This is a genomic window from Antribacter sp. NEAU-D49 (assembly GCF_057158775.1).
This window is the reverse complement of sequence record NZ_JBXTSN010000012.1, coordinates 1-15,907: the sequence shown is the minus strand read 5'-3', so window position 1 is coordinate 15,907 and position 15,907 is coordinate 1. Positions and strand designations below refer to the sequence as shown.

The 15,907-nt window shown below is 73.2% G+C and carries 11 protein-coding genes, 1 tRNA gene and 1 pseudogene; 8 read left to right on the top strand and 5 right to left on the bottom strand.

The window, feature by feature from the left end; genetic code table 11:
- Window positions 1-21: 21 nt before the first annotated feature.
- Window positions 22-1,272 (bottom strand): annotated as a pseudogene (locus AC060K_RS10930) (MFS transporter); the annotation flags it as partial.
- Between the two features lie 501 nt (window positions 1,273-1,773).
- On the opposite strand from AC060K_RS10930, the gene AC060K_RS10925 reads away from it, so the two are divergent.
- The gene (locus AC060K_RS10925) at window positions 1,774-5,910 is read left to right on the top strand and encodes a hypothetical protein (RefSeq protein WP_483765456.1); all 4,137 of its coding nucleotides are present in this window, start codon (window positions 1,774-1,776) and stop codon (window positions 5,908-5,910) included.
- An 85-nt stretch (window positions 5,911-5,995) separates the two neighbouring features.
- Window positions 5,996-6,277 carry a hypothetical protein gene (locus AC060K_RS10920; protein WP_483765455.1) on the top strand — a complete coding sequence of 94 codons (282 nt, stop codon included), beginning with the start codon at window positions 5,996-5,998 and terminating at the stop codon, window positions 6,275-6,277.
- Between the two features lie 131 nt (window positions 6,278-6,408).
- Here AC060K_RS10920 and mscL read toward each other — a convergent pair whose 3' ends face one another.
- From mscL to AC060K_RS10905, 3 genes are all read right to left on the bottom strand, one after another.
- A complete protein-coding gene (mscL, locus tag AC060K_RS10915; RefSeq protein ID WP_483765454.1) occupies window positions 6,409-6,801 on the bottom strand; it encodes a large conductance mechanosensitive channel protein MscL in 393 nt (130 codons plus the stop codon).
- 150 nt (window positions 6,802-6,951) lie between these two features.
- Complete coding sequence (locus tag AC060K_RS10910) at window positions 6,952-7,671, bottom strand: SAF domain-containing protein (RefSeq protein WP_483765453.1); 720 nt, start codon at window positions 7,669-7,671, stop codon at window positions 6,952-6,954.
- A 106-nt stretch (window positions 7,672-7,777) separates the two neighbouring features.
- Window positions 7,778-8,104 carry an FmdB family zinc ribbon protein gene (locus AC060K_RS10905; protein ID WP_483765452.1) on the bottom strand — a complete coding sequence of 109 codons (327 nt, stop codon included), beginning with the start codon at window positions 8,102-8,104 and terminating at the stop codon, window positions 7,778-7,780.
- A gap of 245 nt (window positions 8,105-8,349) precedes the next feature.
- On the opposite strand from AC060K_RS10905, the gene AC060K_RS10900 reads away from it, so the two are divergent.
- A complete protein-coding gene (locus tag AC060K_RS10900; RefSeq protein ID WP_483765552.1) occupies window positions 8,350-10,971 on the top strand; it encodes a penicillin acylase family protein in 2,622 nt (873 codons plus the stop codon).
- Window positions 10,972-11,020: 49 nt separating this feature from the next.
- Here the strand turns inward: AC060K_RS10900 and AC060K_RS10895 are convergent, their stop codons facing one another.
- Window positions 11,021-11,665 (bottom strand): 5-formyltetrahydrofolate cyclo-ligase, encoded by a 645-nt coding sequence (locus AC060K_RS10895; protein WP_483765451.1) that lies wholly within the window; start codon window positions 11,663-11,665, stop codon window positions 11,021-11,023.
- 254 nt (window positions 11,666-11,919) lie between these two features.
- On the opposite strand from AC060K_RS10895, the gene AC060K_RS10890 reads away from it, so the two are divergent.
- The 5 genes from AC060K_RS10890 to AC060K_RS10870 all read left to right on the top strand — a co-directional run bounded on the left by AC060K_RS10890 (window position 11,920) and on the right by AC060K_RS10870 (window position 15,659).
- Window positions 11,920-12,540, top strand: a complete 621-nt coding sequence (locus tag AC060K_RS10890) for a GNAT family N-acetyltransferase (protein ID WP_483765450.1) — start codon at window positions 11,920-11,922, stop codon at window positions 12,538-12,540.
- A 310-nt stretch (window positions 12,541-12,850) separates the two neighbouring features.
- Window positions 12,851-13,687, top strand: a complete 837-nt coding sequence (locus tag AC060K_RS10885) for a hypothetical protein (protein WP_483765449.1) — start codon at window positions 12,851-12,853, stop codon at window positions 13,685-13,687.
- Window positions 13,688-13,802: 115 nt separating this feature from the next.
- A tRNA-Ala gene (locus AC060K_RS10880) sits at window positions 13,803-13,875 on the top strand.
- A gap of 128 nt (window positions 13,876-14,003) precedes the next feature.
- Entirely contained in the window at window positions 14,004-14,318 is a 315-nt protein-coding gene (locus AC060K_RS10875) for a helix-turn-helix transcriptional regulator (RefSeq protein ID WP_240644047.1), read from the top strand.
- Window positions 14,319-14,321: 3 nt separating this feature from the next.
- Window positions 14,322-15,659 carry a tyrosine-type recombinase/integrase gene (locus AC060K_RS10870; RefSeq protein ID WP_125776189.1) on the top strand — a complete coding sequence of 446 codons (1,338 nt, stop codon included), beginning with the start codon at window positions 14,322-14,324 and terminating at the stop codon, window positions 15,657-15,659.
- The last annotated feature ends 248 nt before the right edge of the window (window positions 15,660-15,907 follow it).

Here is a 15,907-nt window from a genome sequence, read left to right as displayed (position 1 = left end):
CGGTGCGGGCTCCGCAGGCTTGCCGGGCTCCGCGGGCTCGTCCTCCTCCGGCGCCTCGGTGTGCGCCACCTTGGAAAGGTGCCGCCACACGACCGCCAGCGTCAGCCCGGCGCCCACGAAGGCGAACCAGAACGGGGCCGTGAGGCCCCAGTGCTCGGCGATGAGGCCGCCCAGGCCGTTGCCGATCACCGTGCCGCCGAACACGCACACCATGTAGACCGACCCCACGCGCCCCTGGAACGCCGTGGGCACGGCCCGCTGCCGCACGGTCGACGAGACGGTTCCCCAGATGAACGCGTAGGCGCCGAACTGGACCATGACCACGATCGCGACCCAGCCTGTGGTGGTGAGGGCGAGCGCCAGGTGCGTGAGGACCTCGAGGAGCAGGCAGGCCTTCATCAGCGTGGCGAGCGAGAAGCGGGGGTGCAGGCGCCCGAACAGGCTGATCCCGATGAGCCCGCCCACGGCGGAGGCCGTGGTGAGGAGGCCGAAGCCCACCTCGCCCATGCGCAGGTGGTCGCGGGCGTAGAGCACGAGCACGGCCCAGCCGGCGGCCCAGGTGACGTTGAAGCTCAGGATGACGATGGCGAGGGTGCGCACGGGGCCGTGGGCCCAGATCCACCGCAGGCCTTCGGCGATGTCCTGCCGGAGGTGGGTGTCGACGGTGCCGCGCAGGGCGCCCCGCGTGACGGCGATGCGCGACACGAGGACGATGGCGAGCGCGACCGCCACGACCTGGATCATGAACGGGAACGCCATCCCGGCGGTGAAGAGGAACGCGCCCACCGGCGGGCCCACGAGCTGGTTGGCGACGAGGAACCCGCCCTGGAGACGCGCCTGGCCGATCGCGAGGTCCTGCTTCTTGACGAGCATCGGCATGAGGGTGCTCGCGGCGGAGTCGGCGAAGACCTCCGCGACGCCGTAGAGGAACATCGTGGCGAGCACCACGCTGATGCTCACGTTCCCCGTGAGGATCGTCACGGCGAGGACGGCGACCACCAGGGCTCGCAGCCCGTTGGCGACCATGACCAGCATGCGCCGGTCCACGCGGTCGGCGATCGCTCCGGCCCAGAGCCCGAAGAGGAGCCAGGGCAGCTGCTGGAGCAGCGCAGCCAGCGCGACCAGGAACGGAGAGCTGGTCTGGGAGGCGACGAGGAGCGGGCCTGCGGCGAGTGCGATGCCGTCACCGATGTTGCTGGTCCAGAACGCGGCGAGGAGCCAGCGGAAGGACCGGCCCATCCGGGCGGGGGCGACGGCTTCGAGAAGGTTCACAGTTGCTGCAGTCTATTGACCTCCGAGAGGGTCGGCATGGGATTTTCATCACCGTGCCGGAGGTGTTGCCCGTTGCCGCGCTGACCTTGGGTAACGTTTTCGGCATCCCCTTCCAGTTGCGGACCTTCGCGTCGTGAAGGACCATCACGAGGTGTCGTTTGTGCGCTGTGAGAACACACCGGAAACCAAGGTGGCACAACGAAATCCCGACACTTGGACGATCGTCCGACTCGTGTTGACGGCGGGTCAAGGAAGGTGCAGACTCTCCTTCGACGGTGCGCATCGCCCGCCCCCTGCGCGGTGCGCACCGTCTTTACCCCGTCGGGTTTCGGCCCGTCTGCGATGCCCTCTCGGACCCCCTGCCGAGGGGGCATTCGCATGCCCGGACACTGTTGCCCGCGAACCGCGCACTGTTGCCCGTCCGAGACGGGCGCGCGACTGTCGGCGAGTCGTCGGCGTGCCGCGCGTCCCCCCGGCTCGCCCGGCGGTTAGCGTGCTGGAGTGAAAGCCGCACGACGCCAGTCCGCAGCCGACCGCGACCTCTCCCCGGAGCTGACCGCGGAGCTGGCGGCCGCGCTGTCGCTCCGGCCTGCCGGGTCCGACGACGACCCGCCGGGAGCGGCCGCCGACGCCGGCCCCGCCGACACCTCGGGCGCGACTGCGCCCGGCAGCCCCGGCACGGCGGCCGAACCCGCCGACGGCCCGCCGCCGCCCCTCGCCGACGCCGTCACGCGCTGGCGCGCCTCGCTGGTCCGGCTGGCCGGCGGCTCGTCGCTCGCCGACGTGGGCCTTCTCGGCGAGGCCGTCATCGACCTCTCCGCCGCGCACCCCTCGGGCGTGGCCCAGCTCTTCGCCGGGCGGCCCACCCGGCTGTCCAACCTGGTGCGTGAGGCCGCTGCGCTCCCGGCCGCCCGCCGCCGGGCCCGCGCCGTGGCCGGCCGCTCGGCCGAGCACGCGCAGCGCTACGGCATGGCCCCCACCTACCTCGCGATCGGCGTCGCTACCTGGACCGAGCGCCCGGCGCCCGGCGCGGAGGGCAACGCGGACATCGACGCCCTGGCTCGCGCCCTCGGCCCTGCGCCGGCGCGCACCCCGGAGGGCGCGTCGCCCTCGCAGCCGATCGAGCCGGGCGACGACGCGCCCGAGGTGGCCCTCACCGGCTCGGTGCCGGTGGTCACGCTGACCGCACCCCGGACCGACGGGACGACGGGTGCGGGAGGCGAGGGACCGGCGTCGGCCGGCGCGGACGCGGAGCCTGAGGGACCGCGCGTGGTGCGCGCACCCGTACTGCTGCGGCCCGTGACACTGACCCCGCGCGGTGACGGCGAGGCCGACTACGACCTCACGCTCGAGGCCGCGGCCGAGATCAACCCCGTGGTGGCACGCACGCTGCGCGCCCACGGCGCGCTGCTGGACCCGGCCGCGCTCGCCAAGGCCACGTTCACCCTCGCGGGCTTCGACCCGGCGGACGTGATGGACCGGATCGCCGACCTGGGGCGCGCGGTGCTCGGCGACTTCGAGCTGGACCGGCGCGTCCTGGTGGGCACGTTCGTGCACCCGGGGCAGGTGCTCGTCGACGACCTGGACGAGCTGGCGCCGTCGCTGGACCGGCACGAGGTCGTGGCGGCGCTGGGCGGGGTTCCCGCTGCGGTGCGCCAGCTCGGGGCGCTGGAGCTGCCCGAGCCGCGGGTGGGCGACGCCGAGCCGGCGCACGAGCGCGGTGTGGGCGACCTCGACCCGCAGCAGCGGCACGTGGTGGACGTCCTGGCGTCGGGCAGCCACCTGTTCGTGGACGCGCCCGTGGGTGCCGACGTGGCGGGCACGCTCGCGGCGGTGGTCGGCGAGGCCAACGCGTCCGGACGATCCGTCCTCTACGTGCCCGGTCACCGCAGGGCCGCCGACGCGCTCGCCGCACGGCTCGGCACTCTCGGGCTCGACGGCCTGCTCCTCGACGTGTCACCCACCCCCACCTGGCGGCAGTCCGTCTCGCGCCGCCTCCTGGAGGCCATGGCCCCCGCGCACGAGGACGTCGACGTCGACGCCGTGGCGCGGGTGCGCGACGCGCTCATCGGCGCACGGGCCCAGCTCGCCGGCTACATCGAGGCCCTGCACCGGGTCCGCGACCCCTGGCGGGTCTCCGCCTACGACGCGCTCCAGGCGCTGGCGCGGCTCACGTCCGAGCGTCCTGCGCCGGCCACCACGGTGCGGCTCGCGTCCGAGGCGCTGCTGGCCCTCGGTACCGAGCGGCGTGCCGGCCTGGCCGACGACCTGCGCCGCGCCGCCGAGCTCGGCGCCTTCACGCTGCGGGCGTCGTCGACCCCCTGGTACGGCGCCTCCCTCACCACGGACGCCGACGCGCGCGAGGCGCTCGCCCGCGTGACCCGGCTGCGTGACCAGACGCTGCCCGAGCTGCGCAAGCAGATCGAGTACGTCGCCGAGGTGACCGGGCTGGTGCGCGCCACGAGCGTGCGGCAGTGGGGCGCCCAGCTCGAGATGCTCGGAGGCATGCGCGGCACGCTCGACGTGTTCCAGCCCATGGTCTTCGAGCGCACGGCCGCCGACATGGTCCAGGCCACCGCGTCACGCCGGTGGCGCGCCGAGAACGGCGTGGAGATGGGCTGGTTCGAGCGGCGGCGGCTGCGCCGGCGCGCCCGCGACATGGTGCGCCCCGGGGTCCGCGTGCCCGACATGCATGCGGCGCTCGTCGAGGTGCAGCGCCAGCGCGAGGTGTGGCAGGCGCAGTGCCCGCGCGGCGGCTGGCCCACCCTCCCCGAGGGCCTGGCCGTGGTGGAGGAGACGCACGAGGCCGTCCGCATCGACCTGGAGGCGCTCGAGCCTGTGCTCGCGTCGTCCCACGCCGGGGGCGGGCTGCTCGACCTCGACCTCGACGCGCTGTGGCAGCGGCTCGCCGCCCTGGCGGGCGACGCGGACGCGCTGCAGACGCTCCCGGAGCGGACCGCCCTGCTGCGGAGCGTGCGGGCCGCGGGTCTCGGTGAGCTGGTGGACGACCTGGCGACCCGGCGCGTCGACGGCTCGCTGGTCGGGGCGGAGCTGGAGCTGGCCTGGTGGAGCTCCGTGTTCGAGCAGCTGCTCTCGGTCGAGCCCGCGCTCGCGGGGCAGGACGGGGCAGGGCTCGACGCGCTCGCGCGCCGGTTCCGCGAGCTCGACCGGCGGCACATCGACTCGCTGTCGGCACCCGTGCGGGCCGCGGTGCGGACGCACCTCGGGACCGTCATGCGGGAGCAGCGGGAGGCGGCGGAGGCGCTCTTCAACGAGCTGGTCGAGGGGCGGCTCACGTCGCTGCGTGACCTCGCGGAGCGCTACGGCGACGTGCTCCGGCGGCTGCGGCCCACCGTGGTCTCGACGCCCACGCTCGTGCCGCACCTGCTCCCGCCGGGCCGCACCGTCGACCTCGTGATCCTCGACGCGGTGCAGCACGTTCCCGTGGAGGTGGTCGTGTCGGCCATCTCCCGCGGCCGTCAGGTCGTGGTGGTGGGCGACCCGCGGTCGGCGTCGGGCACCGCGGTGCGCGAGCTGTCCGCCCTGCTGCCCGCAGTGTCCCTGCAGCCCGTGCCGGGCTGGCGCGACTCGCGCCTCACCGCCCTCCTCACCGAGCACGGGTACGACGGCGTGCTGCGGCCCGCGCCGCTGCCGCGCACCGAGGCGCTGGTGCACCTCTCGATCGTGGACGGCACGGGCATGCCCGACCCGGTCTCGGGCACCGTGGAGTCCACGCGGGCCGAGGTGGAACGGGTGGTCGACCTCGCGATCGAGCACGCCCTCACCCGGCCCGAGGAGACGTTCGGCATCGTCACCGTGACGTCCGTGCACGCCGACCGGATCCGCGAGGCGCTGCTCGCGGAGGTGCGGGCCAACCCTGCGCTGGCGCCCTTCTTCGCCGGGTCGCGGCCCGAGCCCGTGGTGGTCGCCGACGTGACCGGCGCGGCCGGGCTGCAGCGCGACACCATCGTGCTGACCCTTGGCTTCGGGCGTACCCCGCACGGGCGCGTGCTGCACCGGTTCGGCGTGCTGGGCGAGGCGGGCGGCGACGCGATGCTGCTCGGCGCCCTGGGCGCCACGCGCAAGCGGCTGCACGTGGTGTCGTGCTTCCCGGCGTCCGACCTCGACCCCGAGCGGCTCCGCGGCCCCGGCCCGCAGCTGCTCGCCGAGGTGCTGGCGTTCGCGGAGGAGCGGTCCGGGCTTGCTGACCCTGTCGAGATCGGCAACGGGGTGGACGTGGCCCGCGCGCCCGACCGGCTCGTGATCGACCTGGGTGAGCGGCTCTGGCGGTCCGGGCTCGTGGTCGAGACCGACTACGGCGTAGGCACCGGGGACCGGATCCCGCTCGCCGTGGGTCACCCCGACCTGCCCGGCGAGCTCCTGGTGGCCGTCCTCACCGACGACGCCGGCTATGTGGCCGAGCCGTCCATCCGCGTGCGCGACCGGCAGCTCGCCGAGCGCCTCGAACGGCTCGGCTGGGTGGTGGCGCAGGTGTGGTCCGCCGCGGCGTTCCTCGACCCCGACGGCGAGGCGGAGCGCGTGCGGCGCGTGGTCCAGGCGGTGCGCGACGAGCGCGTCGGCGTCTCGGGGGGAGTCGCCCCCGCGCCGGAGCCGGTGGTTCCGGCGGTGCTGGACTGACTGTCCCGCCCCGAGTTGTTGTCAGAAGCTCTCCGGCAAATGCGCCGGGGAGCTTCTGACAACTCGCGGCAGGGACAATGGGGGAGTGAGCGAGACCGACGAACCTGGCGTGGGAGAGCCTGGCGTGGGCGAGCCTGGCGTGGGCGAGCCTGGCGTGGGCGAGCCCGGCGCTGGCGAGAGCACCGGCCGACGGCGCGGGCCGCGCCGTGCCGTGCGCCGCGGGACCGAGCGGGAGACCGTGGTGGGCGTCAGCGCCGACGAACGGCCCGACGGCTGGAGCGAGGCCGGTTCCCGCGGAGAGCGGCCGGCGGGGGAGTTCGGCGACAACGACGAGCGGCTGCAGCGGGACGTACCGCCGCACTGGTGACGGGGCCCCTCCGCTGTGGGCTGAGGGCGGGCAGACGCAGAACGGGACGTGAGCCCGGGCGGGGTGCCCGGGGCTCACGTCCCGTTGTGCTGGTCGGCTCTCGAGCGTGCTGAGTCAGCCGGAGAGAGGACTCAGCGCATCGACTGCGTGCGCAGCAGGTCGCGGATCTCGCCCAGCAGGATCACGTCCTGCGAGGGAGCCTCGGGCTCGGGCTCGAGGCCCTTCTTGCGGCGCTCCTGCAGGTGGTTGATCGGCAGGACGACGCAGAAGTAGAGCGCGGCCGCGACGATGAGGAAGTTCAGGATCGCCTGCAGGAAGATGCCGATGCTGAAGTCGGCCCCGTTGAGCGTGAAGACGCCGACCCCCGAGATGTCCGGCGAGCCGAAGATGGCGGCGATCAGCGGGTTGAGGATGCCCTCCATCAGACCGTTGACGATGGTGGTGAACGCGCCGCCGATGATGATGCCGACGGCCAGGTCGATGACGTTGCCGCGGCTGATGAAGTCCTTGAAGCCCTGAAGCATGGGTGTCCCCCCTGAGGTGGTGTGCAAAGGTCAGCGGGTCCAGGCGCTGACCTTGACCCGTACGGGATTGTGGGAGTCGGGGGCCGGGTCCGCACGTCGAACGGGCAAATTGACGCGGACGCGCCCCTTTTGTCCCAGACTGCAGGGCCGTCACGGGACCAGCACCGCCGCAACAGTTCCCCGGCTGGAGACCGCTGACAGGAGCGGCGCCTCCTCGGGTGACACGGCGACCAGGGTGACCGCCGGGCCGTCGTCGGCGGCCGGGCCGAGCAGCCCGCCCGCGACGCTCTCCGGAGCCTCGGGCAGCGGCAGGACGAGGGCGCGCCGGGCGAGGTACGGCGGAGCGGGGCCGGCGGCGAAGCCGCCAGGGCTCGGCGCCGCACCGAAGCCGTCGTCCACCGCGACGAGGTCCACGCGGTCGCCGGCGCGCAGCAGCCCGCTGACGGAAGGGTCGGCGAGGCGGACCGGTACCACCACGGTGCCGGGCGGGGCGTGGGCGCCGATTCCTTGCTCCACGGCCAGCGCCGCATGGAGCAGCACGCCGGTGGGCAGGCCGGCCACGGCGACGCGTCCGACGGCGTCGTCCGCCGACGTGAGCGTCCCCGGCGGGACGAGCTCGCGGGCCACGGGGCGGACGGCGACGTCATCGGGCACCAGCTCCTGGCCGGCCGCGACCGGCCGGGCGAGGAGCACCACGTCGGCCGAGGGCGGCGGGGCCGGGCGCAGCGCCTGCACGGACAAGGCTGCGGCGAGTCCGCAGCAGGCCGCGGCGGCGACGAAGCGCCGCCGCCAGAGGAGGCGGCGGGCTCGTCGAAGGCCGCGGTCGAGCGCGCTGCGGGCCCGAGGGGCCGCCAGGGAGGGGAGCTTCATGACGGCGACGCTAGGCGCCGCACGAGGCCGCCCGCCGGGCGGCGATGGTGCCCTGTGGACAGAGAGGGGAAAGAGGCCCGTGTGGTCGGGCTCCCCGCCCGCCTGCTCAGGCGGAGGCGGCCTTCGCGGGCGAGCCGCTGGTCCCGGACGAGCTCGACGACCCGGAGGAGGTCGCCGCGGGGGCGGCGGCCGGCGTCGACGACGCGTCGGAGGACGACGAGCCCGACGACGACGAGGAGGTGGTCGCGCTCTTGGAGCCGCGGGAGTCGGTCCGGTAGAAGCCGGACCCCTTGAAGGTGACGCCCACCGAGCCGAAGACCTTGCGCAGCTGTCCGCCGCACTCCGGGCACTCGGTGAGCGAGCTGTCGGTGAACGCCTGGTGGATGTCGAACGCGTGGCCGCAGTCGGCACACCGGTACGCGTAGGTGGGCACGTTCTCTCCTCGGGGACTGCAGGTCGCGGGCCTCACGGCGAACCGGGCCCCGCGCTGGCACTCGGGCTTTTCGAGTGCCAATCATAACCATTGGCGGACGCCGGATAGTCCGGGTGTCAGGAGCCGGGCGTACGCCCGGCCCCGGGAAGGACAGCCGGTGTGCTCGCGGTAGTCTCGCCTGCGTGTCTGCGACCACACCTGCTGAGACCACTGCTGCTGCCGAGGTGGCAGCGCCCGAGCCGCCGGTGCGCCGCCTGTCCCGACTACGCAGGCTGGTGGTCGGCACCGCCGTCGTCGTGGTGGTGGCGCTCGTGGCCACGACCACCTTCGCCTGGGTCACCAGCCGCCGGCCCCTGCCGGAGACGTCCGGGGAGATCGTCGTGGACGGCCTCGCCGACGACGTGAAGGTCTTCCGCGACGCCCAGGGCGTGCCGCAGATCTACGCCTCCACGACCGAGGACCTGTTCCGGGCGCAGGGCTACATCCAGGCGCAGGACCGCTTCTTCGAGATGGACTACCGCCGGCACGCGACAGCCGGCCGGCTGGCCGAGCTCGTGGGCGACAACGAGACCGCCATCCAGGCGGACAAGGTCACGCGGACCCTCGGCTGGCGCAAGGTCGCCGAGGAGGAGATGAACCTCATCAGCCCGGAGACCAAGTCGTACCTCGCGGCCTACGCGGAGGGCGTCAACGCCTACCTGGACGACCGGGAGCCCGGCGAGCTCGCCGTCGAGTACACGGTCCTCGGCGCCATGGTCCAGCTCGAGGACCCGGAGCCCTGGGAGCCCGTGGACTCGCTCGCCTGGCTCAAGGCCATGGCCTGGGACCTTCGCGGCAACTACGACGACGAGCTGGACCGGGCGCTCGCCTACAGCAGGCTCCAGGACGAGGAGCGGGTGAACGCCCTCTTCCCGGCCTACGCGACGGCGCAGAACCAGCCCATCCTCAACCCGGCCGACCTGGAGCCTGTGGCGGCGCCCGTCGCGGACGCGACCCAGACGTCGTCGGGCACGACGGCGGAGCCCGCCCCGAGCGGTGACGTCCCGTTCCGAAACCCCGAGCTGGAGGGTGCGCTCGACGCGGCGCGCGAGGCGCTCGACGCAGTCCCCGTGCAGATCGCCCGAGGTGAGGGCACAGGCTCGAACTCGTGGGTGATCTCAGGGGAGCTGACGCAGTCGGGCAAGCCGCTGCTCGCGAACGACCCGCACCTTGCGCTCGACGCACCGGGCGTCTGGGCGCAGGTGGGCCTGCACTGCACCACCGTGGGCCCGGAGTGCCCGTTCGACGTGGCGGGCTTCTCGTTCGCCGGGTTCCCGGGCGTGGTGATCGGGCACAACGCCGACCTCGCGTGGGGCCTGACCAACATGGGCGCCGACGTCACCGACTTCTTCATCGAGCGCGTCCGCGACGACAACTGGCTCCGGGACAGCAGCGCAGACGTCTGGGAGCCCATCACGACCGACACGGAGACCATCCGCGTCGCGGGCGGGAGCCCGATCGAGCTGGAGATCCGGTCCACGGCCCACGGTCCGCTCATCTCGGGCGTCATGGACCTGGAGCCGGTCGAGGACTCGCCCACGGAGACGGGTACCGACCTGGGTGACTACGAGATCGCGCTCGCGTGGACCGCGCTCGAGCCGGGACGCACCGCCGACGCGGTGTTCCTGATGAACCTCGCGTCGACGGCCGAAGACATCCAGGCCGCGGCGGCGATCTTCGACGTGCCGGCGCAGAACATCGTGTTCGCCACGACCGACGGGCACATCGGCTACCAGGCGCCGGGCCGCATCCCCGTGCGCGCGCAGTTCGCCGGGGGGACCCCCGAGCCCGACGGCACGTGGCCTCGTCCCGGCTGGGACCCGCGCTACGACTGGACCGGCTACGTGGACGCCGCGCAGATGCCCCGGGTGCTCGACCCCGCCGAGGGCTTCATCGTGGCCGCGAACCAGGCGGTGCTCCCGAGCGGGACCGGCCCCTTCCTGACGCGCGACTGGGACTACGGCTACCGCTCGGAGCGCATCCGCACGCTCATCCAGGAGCAGATCTCGTCGGGCAACAAGTTCACGGCCGACGACATGAGCCGCATCCAGAACGACGAGTGGAGCAAGTTCGCGGACGTGCTCGTGCCCGTGCTGCTCGACGTCGAGCTCGGTGACGGGTACGACGCCGACGGCCAGGCGCTCCTCGAGGACTGGGACCGCAAGATGGAGGCCGACTCCGCCGCTGCCGCGTACTTCTCGGCGGTATGGCGCAACCTCCTGCGGGCCACGTTCTGGGACGAGCTCCCCGAGACCATGCGGCCCGACGGCGGCGGCCAGTGGCTCACCGTGCTGCGGGCCATGCTCGACAATCCGGAGGATCCCTTCTGGGACGACCGCTCCACCGTGGCCGCCACCGAGCAGCGGGACCAGATCCTCACCGAGGCGATGGTGAGCGCTCGGCGTGACCTCACCGTCGAGCTGGGCAAGGATGCGAGCGAGTGGACCTGGGGCACGCTGCACCAGCTGCGGCTGGAACACCTGCTGCTCGGCGGCGAGGGAGTGCCCAGCCCGGTGCGCCAGTACATGAACCCCGCCCCGGAGAAGGTGGGCGGCGGGTCGGCCGTGGTGAGCGCGAGCTCCTGGGACGCGGGCGACGCCGGCGGCAGCTTCGACGTGACGAGCGGCCCGTCGATGCGCATGGTGGTGGACCTGGACGACCTCGACGCGTCCACGTGGGTGGTGGTGACCGGGACGTCGGCGCACCCGGCGTCACCGCACTACGACGACCAGCTCCCGGCCTGGGCTGCGGGCGAGACGTTCGAGTGGCCGTTCACCGCGGACGCCGTCGAGAAGCTGGCGGAGGACGAGCTGACGCTGGTGCCGTGAGGCGGGCGGGTGCGCCCTGCCCGCCGTGCTGCGGGCGGGCGCGGCCGTCTCAGTCCAGCCAGCGCCAGTCCACCGTCGTGGCGACGCCGTGCACCAGCACGTCGTGCTCCAGGGCGGGCAGCGGACGCACGGTGGCGTCGTAGAACTCCTCGGGGAACACGACGGCGAGGACCCGGGCGTCAGGCCGCGCGTGGGCCAGGACCCGGTCGTACCAGCCGCCGCCCTGGCCCAGCCGGACGCCCCGGGAGTCCACGGCGAGGGCGGGGGCGATGATCACGTCGGCCGCGCTGACGGCGTCCGCGCCGAGGGGCGGGCTGCTGGGCTCGGGCGGGCGGCCGGGCGCTCGTTCGAGCAGGTCCTCCGGACCGTCGTACTCGGCCCAGTCGCGGGCCAGACCGGCCCCGAGGACAGGGAGCAGCACCCGGGCTCCGCGGGCGGCGAGCCGCTCCAGGAGGGGGCCGGTCCCCGGCTCGGTGGAGCGGGCGGCGTAGGCGGCCACGCAGGTGGCGTCCCGGACCTCGGGCACGGACGCGATCACGTCCGCGAAGGCGGCCGCGGCCTCCGCCCGCAGGCGCGCGGACCGGGTGGTGCGGTGCGCGCGGATCGCCCGGCGCAGCTGCTCCTTGGCGTCCTCCGTCTCCATCCCGGGCTTGACCGGGTAGGGCTGGGTCGTGGGGGACGGAGTGAGGCTCATGAGGGCTATTGTTCCAAATCTTCTGCGACAGAATTGTTACGTGGGGCTACAAGGGAAGGCGGGGTGTCGCTGTGCGTCTGCTCGGCGGGTCAAGATCGTCCGTCCGTGGTAAACCCTCCCCCAAGGGGGCTGCGCTCGCAGGGCGCGACAGGGGGCACACAGACATGAGCTACAGGCCGGCGGATGCGCCGTGGGACGGGGCCCGGGAAGCGGAGACGCCGACGGTGACCCCCCGGTTCGCGAAGGGGTGGACCATGGCCAAGCCGTGGCCGGTGACCTTGCGCGAGGACACGCGCCAGGGTGTGGTGGTGCTGCGACCGCTGCACCGGCGCGACAGCGCCGACTGGATGCGTCTCCGCTCCGAGAACGCCGCGTGGCTGGAGCCCTGGGAGGCCACGTCGCCGTTTCCCGGCGGCGACCGGCAGCAGGTGGCGACGTTCGGCGAGTACGTGCGTGCGCTCTCTGCGCAGGCGCGTTCCGGGACGACGCTGCCGTTCGGCGTGGAGCTCGACGGCGCGCTCGTGGGGCAGCTGACGGTCTCGTCCATCACGTACGGGTCGCTGTGCTCGGCGAGCATCGGCTACTGGGTGGGCCGGGAGGTGGCCGGCCGCGGCGTGACCCCCACGGGCGTGGCCATGGCCACCGACTACTGCTTCCTCGTGCTGGGCCTGCACCGCGTCGAGATCAACATCCGCCCCGAGAACGGGCCGAGCCTGCGCGTGGTCGAGAAGCTGGGCTTCCGGGACGAGGGCCTGCGCGAGCGGTTCCTCCACATCCAGGGAGCCTGGCGCGACCACCGGACCTTCGCGCTGACTTCTGAGGAGGTCCCGGGAGGCCTGCTGGCGCGCTGGCAGCAGACCAGGGACGCGCTGTAAAGAACTCGCCCGGGCGCGGACACGCCGGGGTGAAGTCCCCGAGGGGGTGACATGGCTCGCCTACCGTCGACACGTGGAAGCGTCGACCGCAGGACTCACAGCCGTGGCGCTGTTCGTCCTGTGGCTGGGGTACTGGGTGCCCCAGCTTTTGCGGCACCGGGGCCAGCTGGCTGAGGCCCGGGTGTCCGACCGTTACTCCACGGCTCTGCGCGTCATCGCCATTGGTGGGGACGAACCGGTCGTGATGCGGCAAAATACCACCACCACGCCATCGGCGAGGCTCGAACCAGGGCAGGGAGGGGCGATGGTCATGAGCAGCACCCCGGGAACGAGGGGTACGGCGGTCTCCACGCGCACCGGATCCGCCCTGGAGATCCAGCCACAGCTCTCCGCCCGCCAGCGCCTCGCGCTCTTCGAGGCGCGGGCGCGTCGAGCCGCGCGTGCCCGACGACGTCTCATCGTCACCATCCTCCTGTTCCTCACCAGCGCGGCGGCCTGGACCTGCGTGGCGCTGGACCTGGTGCACTGGGGTGCGGCCGCGGCGCCGTCGGCCCTGCTGCTGCTCGTGCTGATCGCCGGACGGCGGGCCGCGATCGCCGCGCGCCGCGCGGAGGCCGCGTGGGCCGCGTCACGGCACCGGGCCCGGCAGCGTGCCACGCAGGCGCGGGCGCTCGCCAACGGCGGGCCCTACGTGCCGCGCAACCGGCTGCGGGTGACCGGCGTGGCCGTGCACGGGTCGGAGACGGCCACGCAGGCGATCCCGATCGTGGAGCACCGCGACATCCTTGACGAGATCCTGGACGAGCCCCGCGTGGAGCCCGTCACGGTCCTCGAGGTCGACGAGCAGGGCGTGGCGGCCCCGGCCGAGGAGGCGCTCGGCGGAGGGCTCGCCTGGAACCCCGTCCCCGTGCCGCTGCCCACCTACGTGACCAAGCCGCCGGCGCCGCGGCGGGAGCCGGCGCCGCTGGCCGAGGCTTCGTCGGAAGACGCCGCCGAGGCGGCGTCCGTGGCGGAGGTGCTGCAGCCCGACATCGCGGAGGAGCGTGCCGAGGACGAGCTGATCCGCGGCGACGTGCCGCGCACGCGCACCGAGACGCTCGCGCAGCCGCTCGAGGAGATCCTCGCGCGGCGGCGGGCGGCGGGCTGATCCTGCGGTTGGCCTCGTGCCCGGCCTGGTGTCGCGCGAGTCCCGTCGTGACTCGCGCGACACCCGGCCAAGTTGCGGATCACCTGCCCAGAAGTGCTAGTCTTCTGCAGTCCGAGGGGCTATGGCGCAGTTGGTAGCGCGTCTCGTTCGCAATGAGAAGGTCGGGGGTTCGAATCCCCCTAGCTCCACCGATTGAGGGCCGTTGAGTCTGGCGTAATGCCAGGTCAGCGGCCCTTTCGGTTTCTGCCGGACCGCCACGACGAAGGGCGGCCGAGTGAAAATGCCACGGATTGTGCCACGCATTAGGCGTCGACCGATGCGTACGAGCGGGCGTGGACGGGTGGTGTGCCACGCGCACCTGACGTTCATGGACCACCACACCGAGAACTCCGAGAACCTCTCGCGGACACCGCTGTGGACGCTTGACGAGCTGTGCACCAAGCTCCGCGCCACGCCGCGGACGGTCCACGGCTGGCGGCGGCGCGGCACGGCGCCTGCCGCGTACAAGATCGGCCGGCACCTGATGTTCGACGAGGCGGACGTGCGCGCCTGGTTGGAGGCGCGGCGGACGACGTCGGCCGTGGACGACGACGCCGATGGCACCGGGACCGATGACGGGTCGGGGTGGTGAACCGTGACCATCAACGGGCTCAAGCCGGGACAGCACGGCGAGATCTTCATCGCGCCCCATGCGAAGAAGTGGCGAGCGAAGGTGCGTGTGCGACTGTTCGACGGCTCCGAGACGCAGGTCTCGCGCGTCGGTCCGACGGGCGAGGAGGCGCGACTCCGGGTGCAGGACGCGGTCGCCGAGCGGCTGGGCGCGCCCCAGGGGTCGATGGATCTCAAGCCGGACAGCAAGGTCGGTGCCGCCTGTCGGCAGTGGATCAACGAGCTGCGGGTGCGGTCGGGGTGGGCGAACCCGCAGATCCGCCCGCAGACGGTGGACGAGTACGAGCGGCTGCTGGGCAACCACGTGGTTCCGCGGCTGGGCAAGCTGCGCCTGAACGAGCTGACGCCCGCCCGATGTCAGGCCTGGGTCGACGGCATCGTGGCGCGTGGTCAGGGCAAGAAGCACGACCTGATCAGTACGACAATCAGCGCTCGAGGAGCGTTCATCGCGGTCCTGGACCGGGCCGTGGTGCATGACGCGCTGCGGGACAACCCTGTGCGCAAGACGATCCCTCCGGCCAAGAAGAGGCCCGACCCGAAGGCGATGACGACGACGGACGTGTACCGCCTGCGCGCCGCCGTTCGTGCGTGGGAGGCCTCCCGGATGGGTCAGCCGGGCCCGAAGCCTACGGGGCACCTGCCGGTCGCGGTGGACGTGATGCTCGGGACCGGGATGCGGATCGGCGAGGTGATGGCGCTCCGGTGGGGTGAGGTGAACCTGTCCCCGGACGGGCTGCCGACGATCTCGGTCGAGGCGACCCTGGCCGACGTCAAGGGGCAGGGCACCGTGCGCCAGGCCATGCCGAAGACGGACGCGGGGGAGCGGACCATCATCATCCCGGCGTTCCTGGCCGCGTCGCTGGAGTCGATCCGTCCGGCGGTCACGACGGCGGAGATGCCGGTCTTCCCGTCCCGGCGCTTCCGCGACGGCCGCAACGTGCTCACCCCGCAGACGCCCCACAACATCCGGCGATCACTGCGCGCAGCGCTGGAGGAAGCCGGGATGGTGGGCGAGGTTTACCCGCACCTGCTGCGCAAGACCGTCGCAACGGTCGTCGCCCGCAAGATGGGAGTCGCCGACGCCGCTGCCCTCCTGGGGCACAAGATCGACGGCGGCGTGACCGGCCGGCACTACATCGAGCGGCTGCGACTGGCGCCGGACACCTCGGCAGTGCTCCAGGCCATGGTCGAGATCGGGCAGGAGGAGGCTGCGGGGACGGAGCGGGTCGATGCCGCTCCGAAGGTGACGGCACGCGCGGTTGTCGCGCAGGACGTAGAGCTGGGCGACGGCTCGGGCTGGTGAGCCTGCCCGACTGGCCGGGGGGCCGGACCCATGGGGTCCGGCCCTCCGGGCGCTTCTCGGCTATGTCGTCTGTGCGGGCCTGCGGCGTCGCGAGCGCTTGCCGCCACTCTTGTTGGGCTCGGGGGACTGCTGCACGGATAGGTGACAACTGACTTGTGGTGCCGACAGGCACTGCTGGAAGGATGTTCACCGTGCCCAGACCCCACCCCAAAGAGTTCCGCGAGGACGTCGTGGCCGTCGCCCGGCGT

Excerpts from the sequence above, each read along its gene's own strand:
- mscL (WP_483765454.1), bottom strand. The coding sequence starts at position 6,801 with ATGCTTCAGGGCTTCAAGGACTTCATCAGCCGCGGCAACGTCATCGAC.
- AC060K_RS10910 (WP_483765453.1), bottom strand. The coding sequence starts at position 7,671 with ATGAAGCTCCCCTCCCTGGCGGCCCCTCGGGCCCGCAGCGCGCTCGAC.
- AC060K_RS10895 (WP_483765451.1), bottom strand. The coding sequence starts at position 11,665 with ATGAGCCTCACTCCGTCCCCCACGACCCAGCCCTACCCGGTCAAGCCC.
- AC060K_RS10890 (WP_483765450.1), top strand. The coding sequence starts at position 11,920 with ATGGCCAAGCCGTGGCCGGTGACCTTGCGCGAGGACACGCGCCAGGGT.
- AC060K_RS10885 (WP_483765449.1), top strand. The coding sequence starts at position 12,851 with ATGAGCAGCACCCCGGGAACGAGGGGTACGGCGGTCTCCACGCGCACC.
- AC060K_RS10875 (WP_240644047.1), top strand. The coding sequence starts at position 14,004 with ATGCGTACGAGCGGGCGTGGACGGGTGGTGTGCCACGCGCACCTGACG.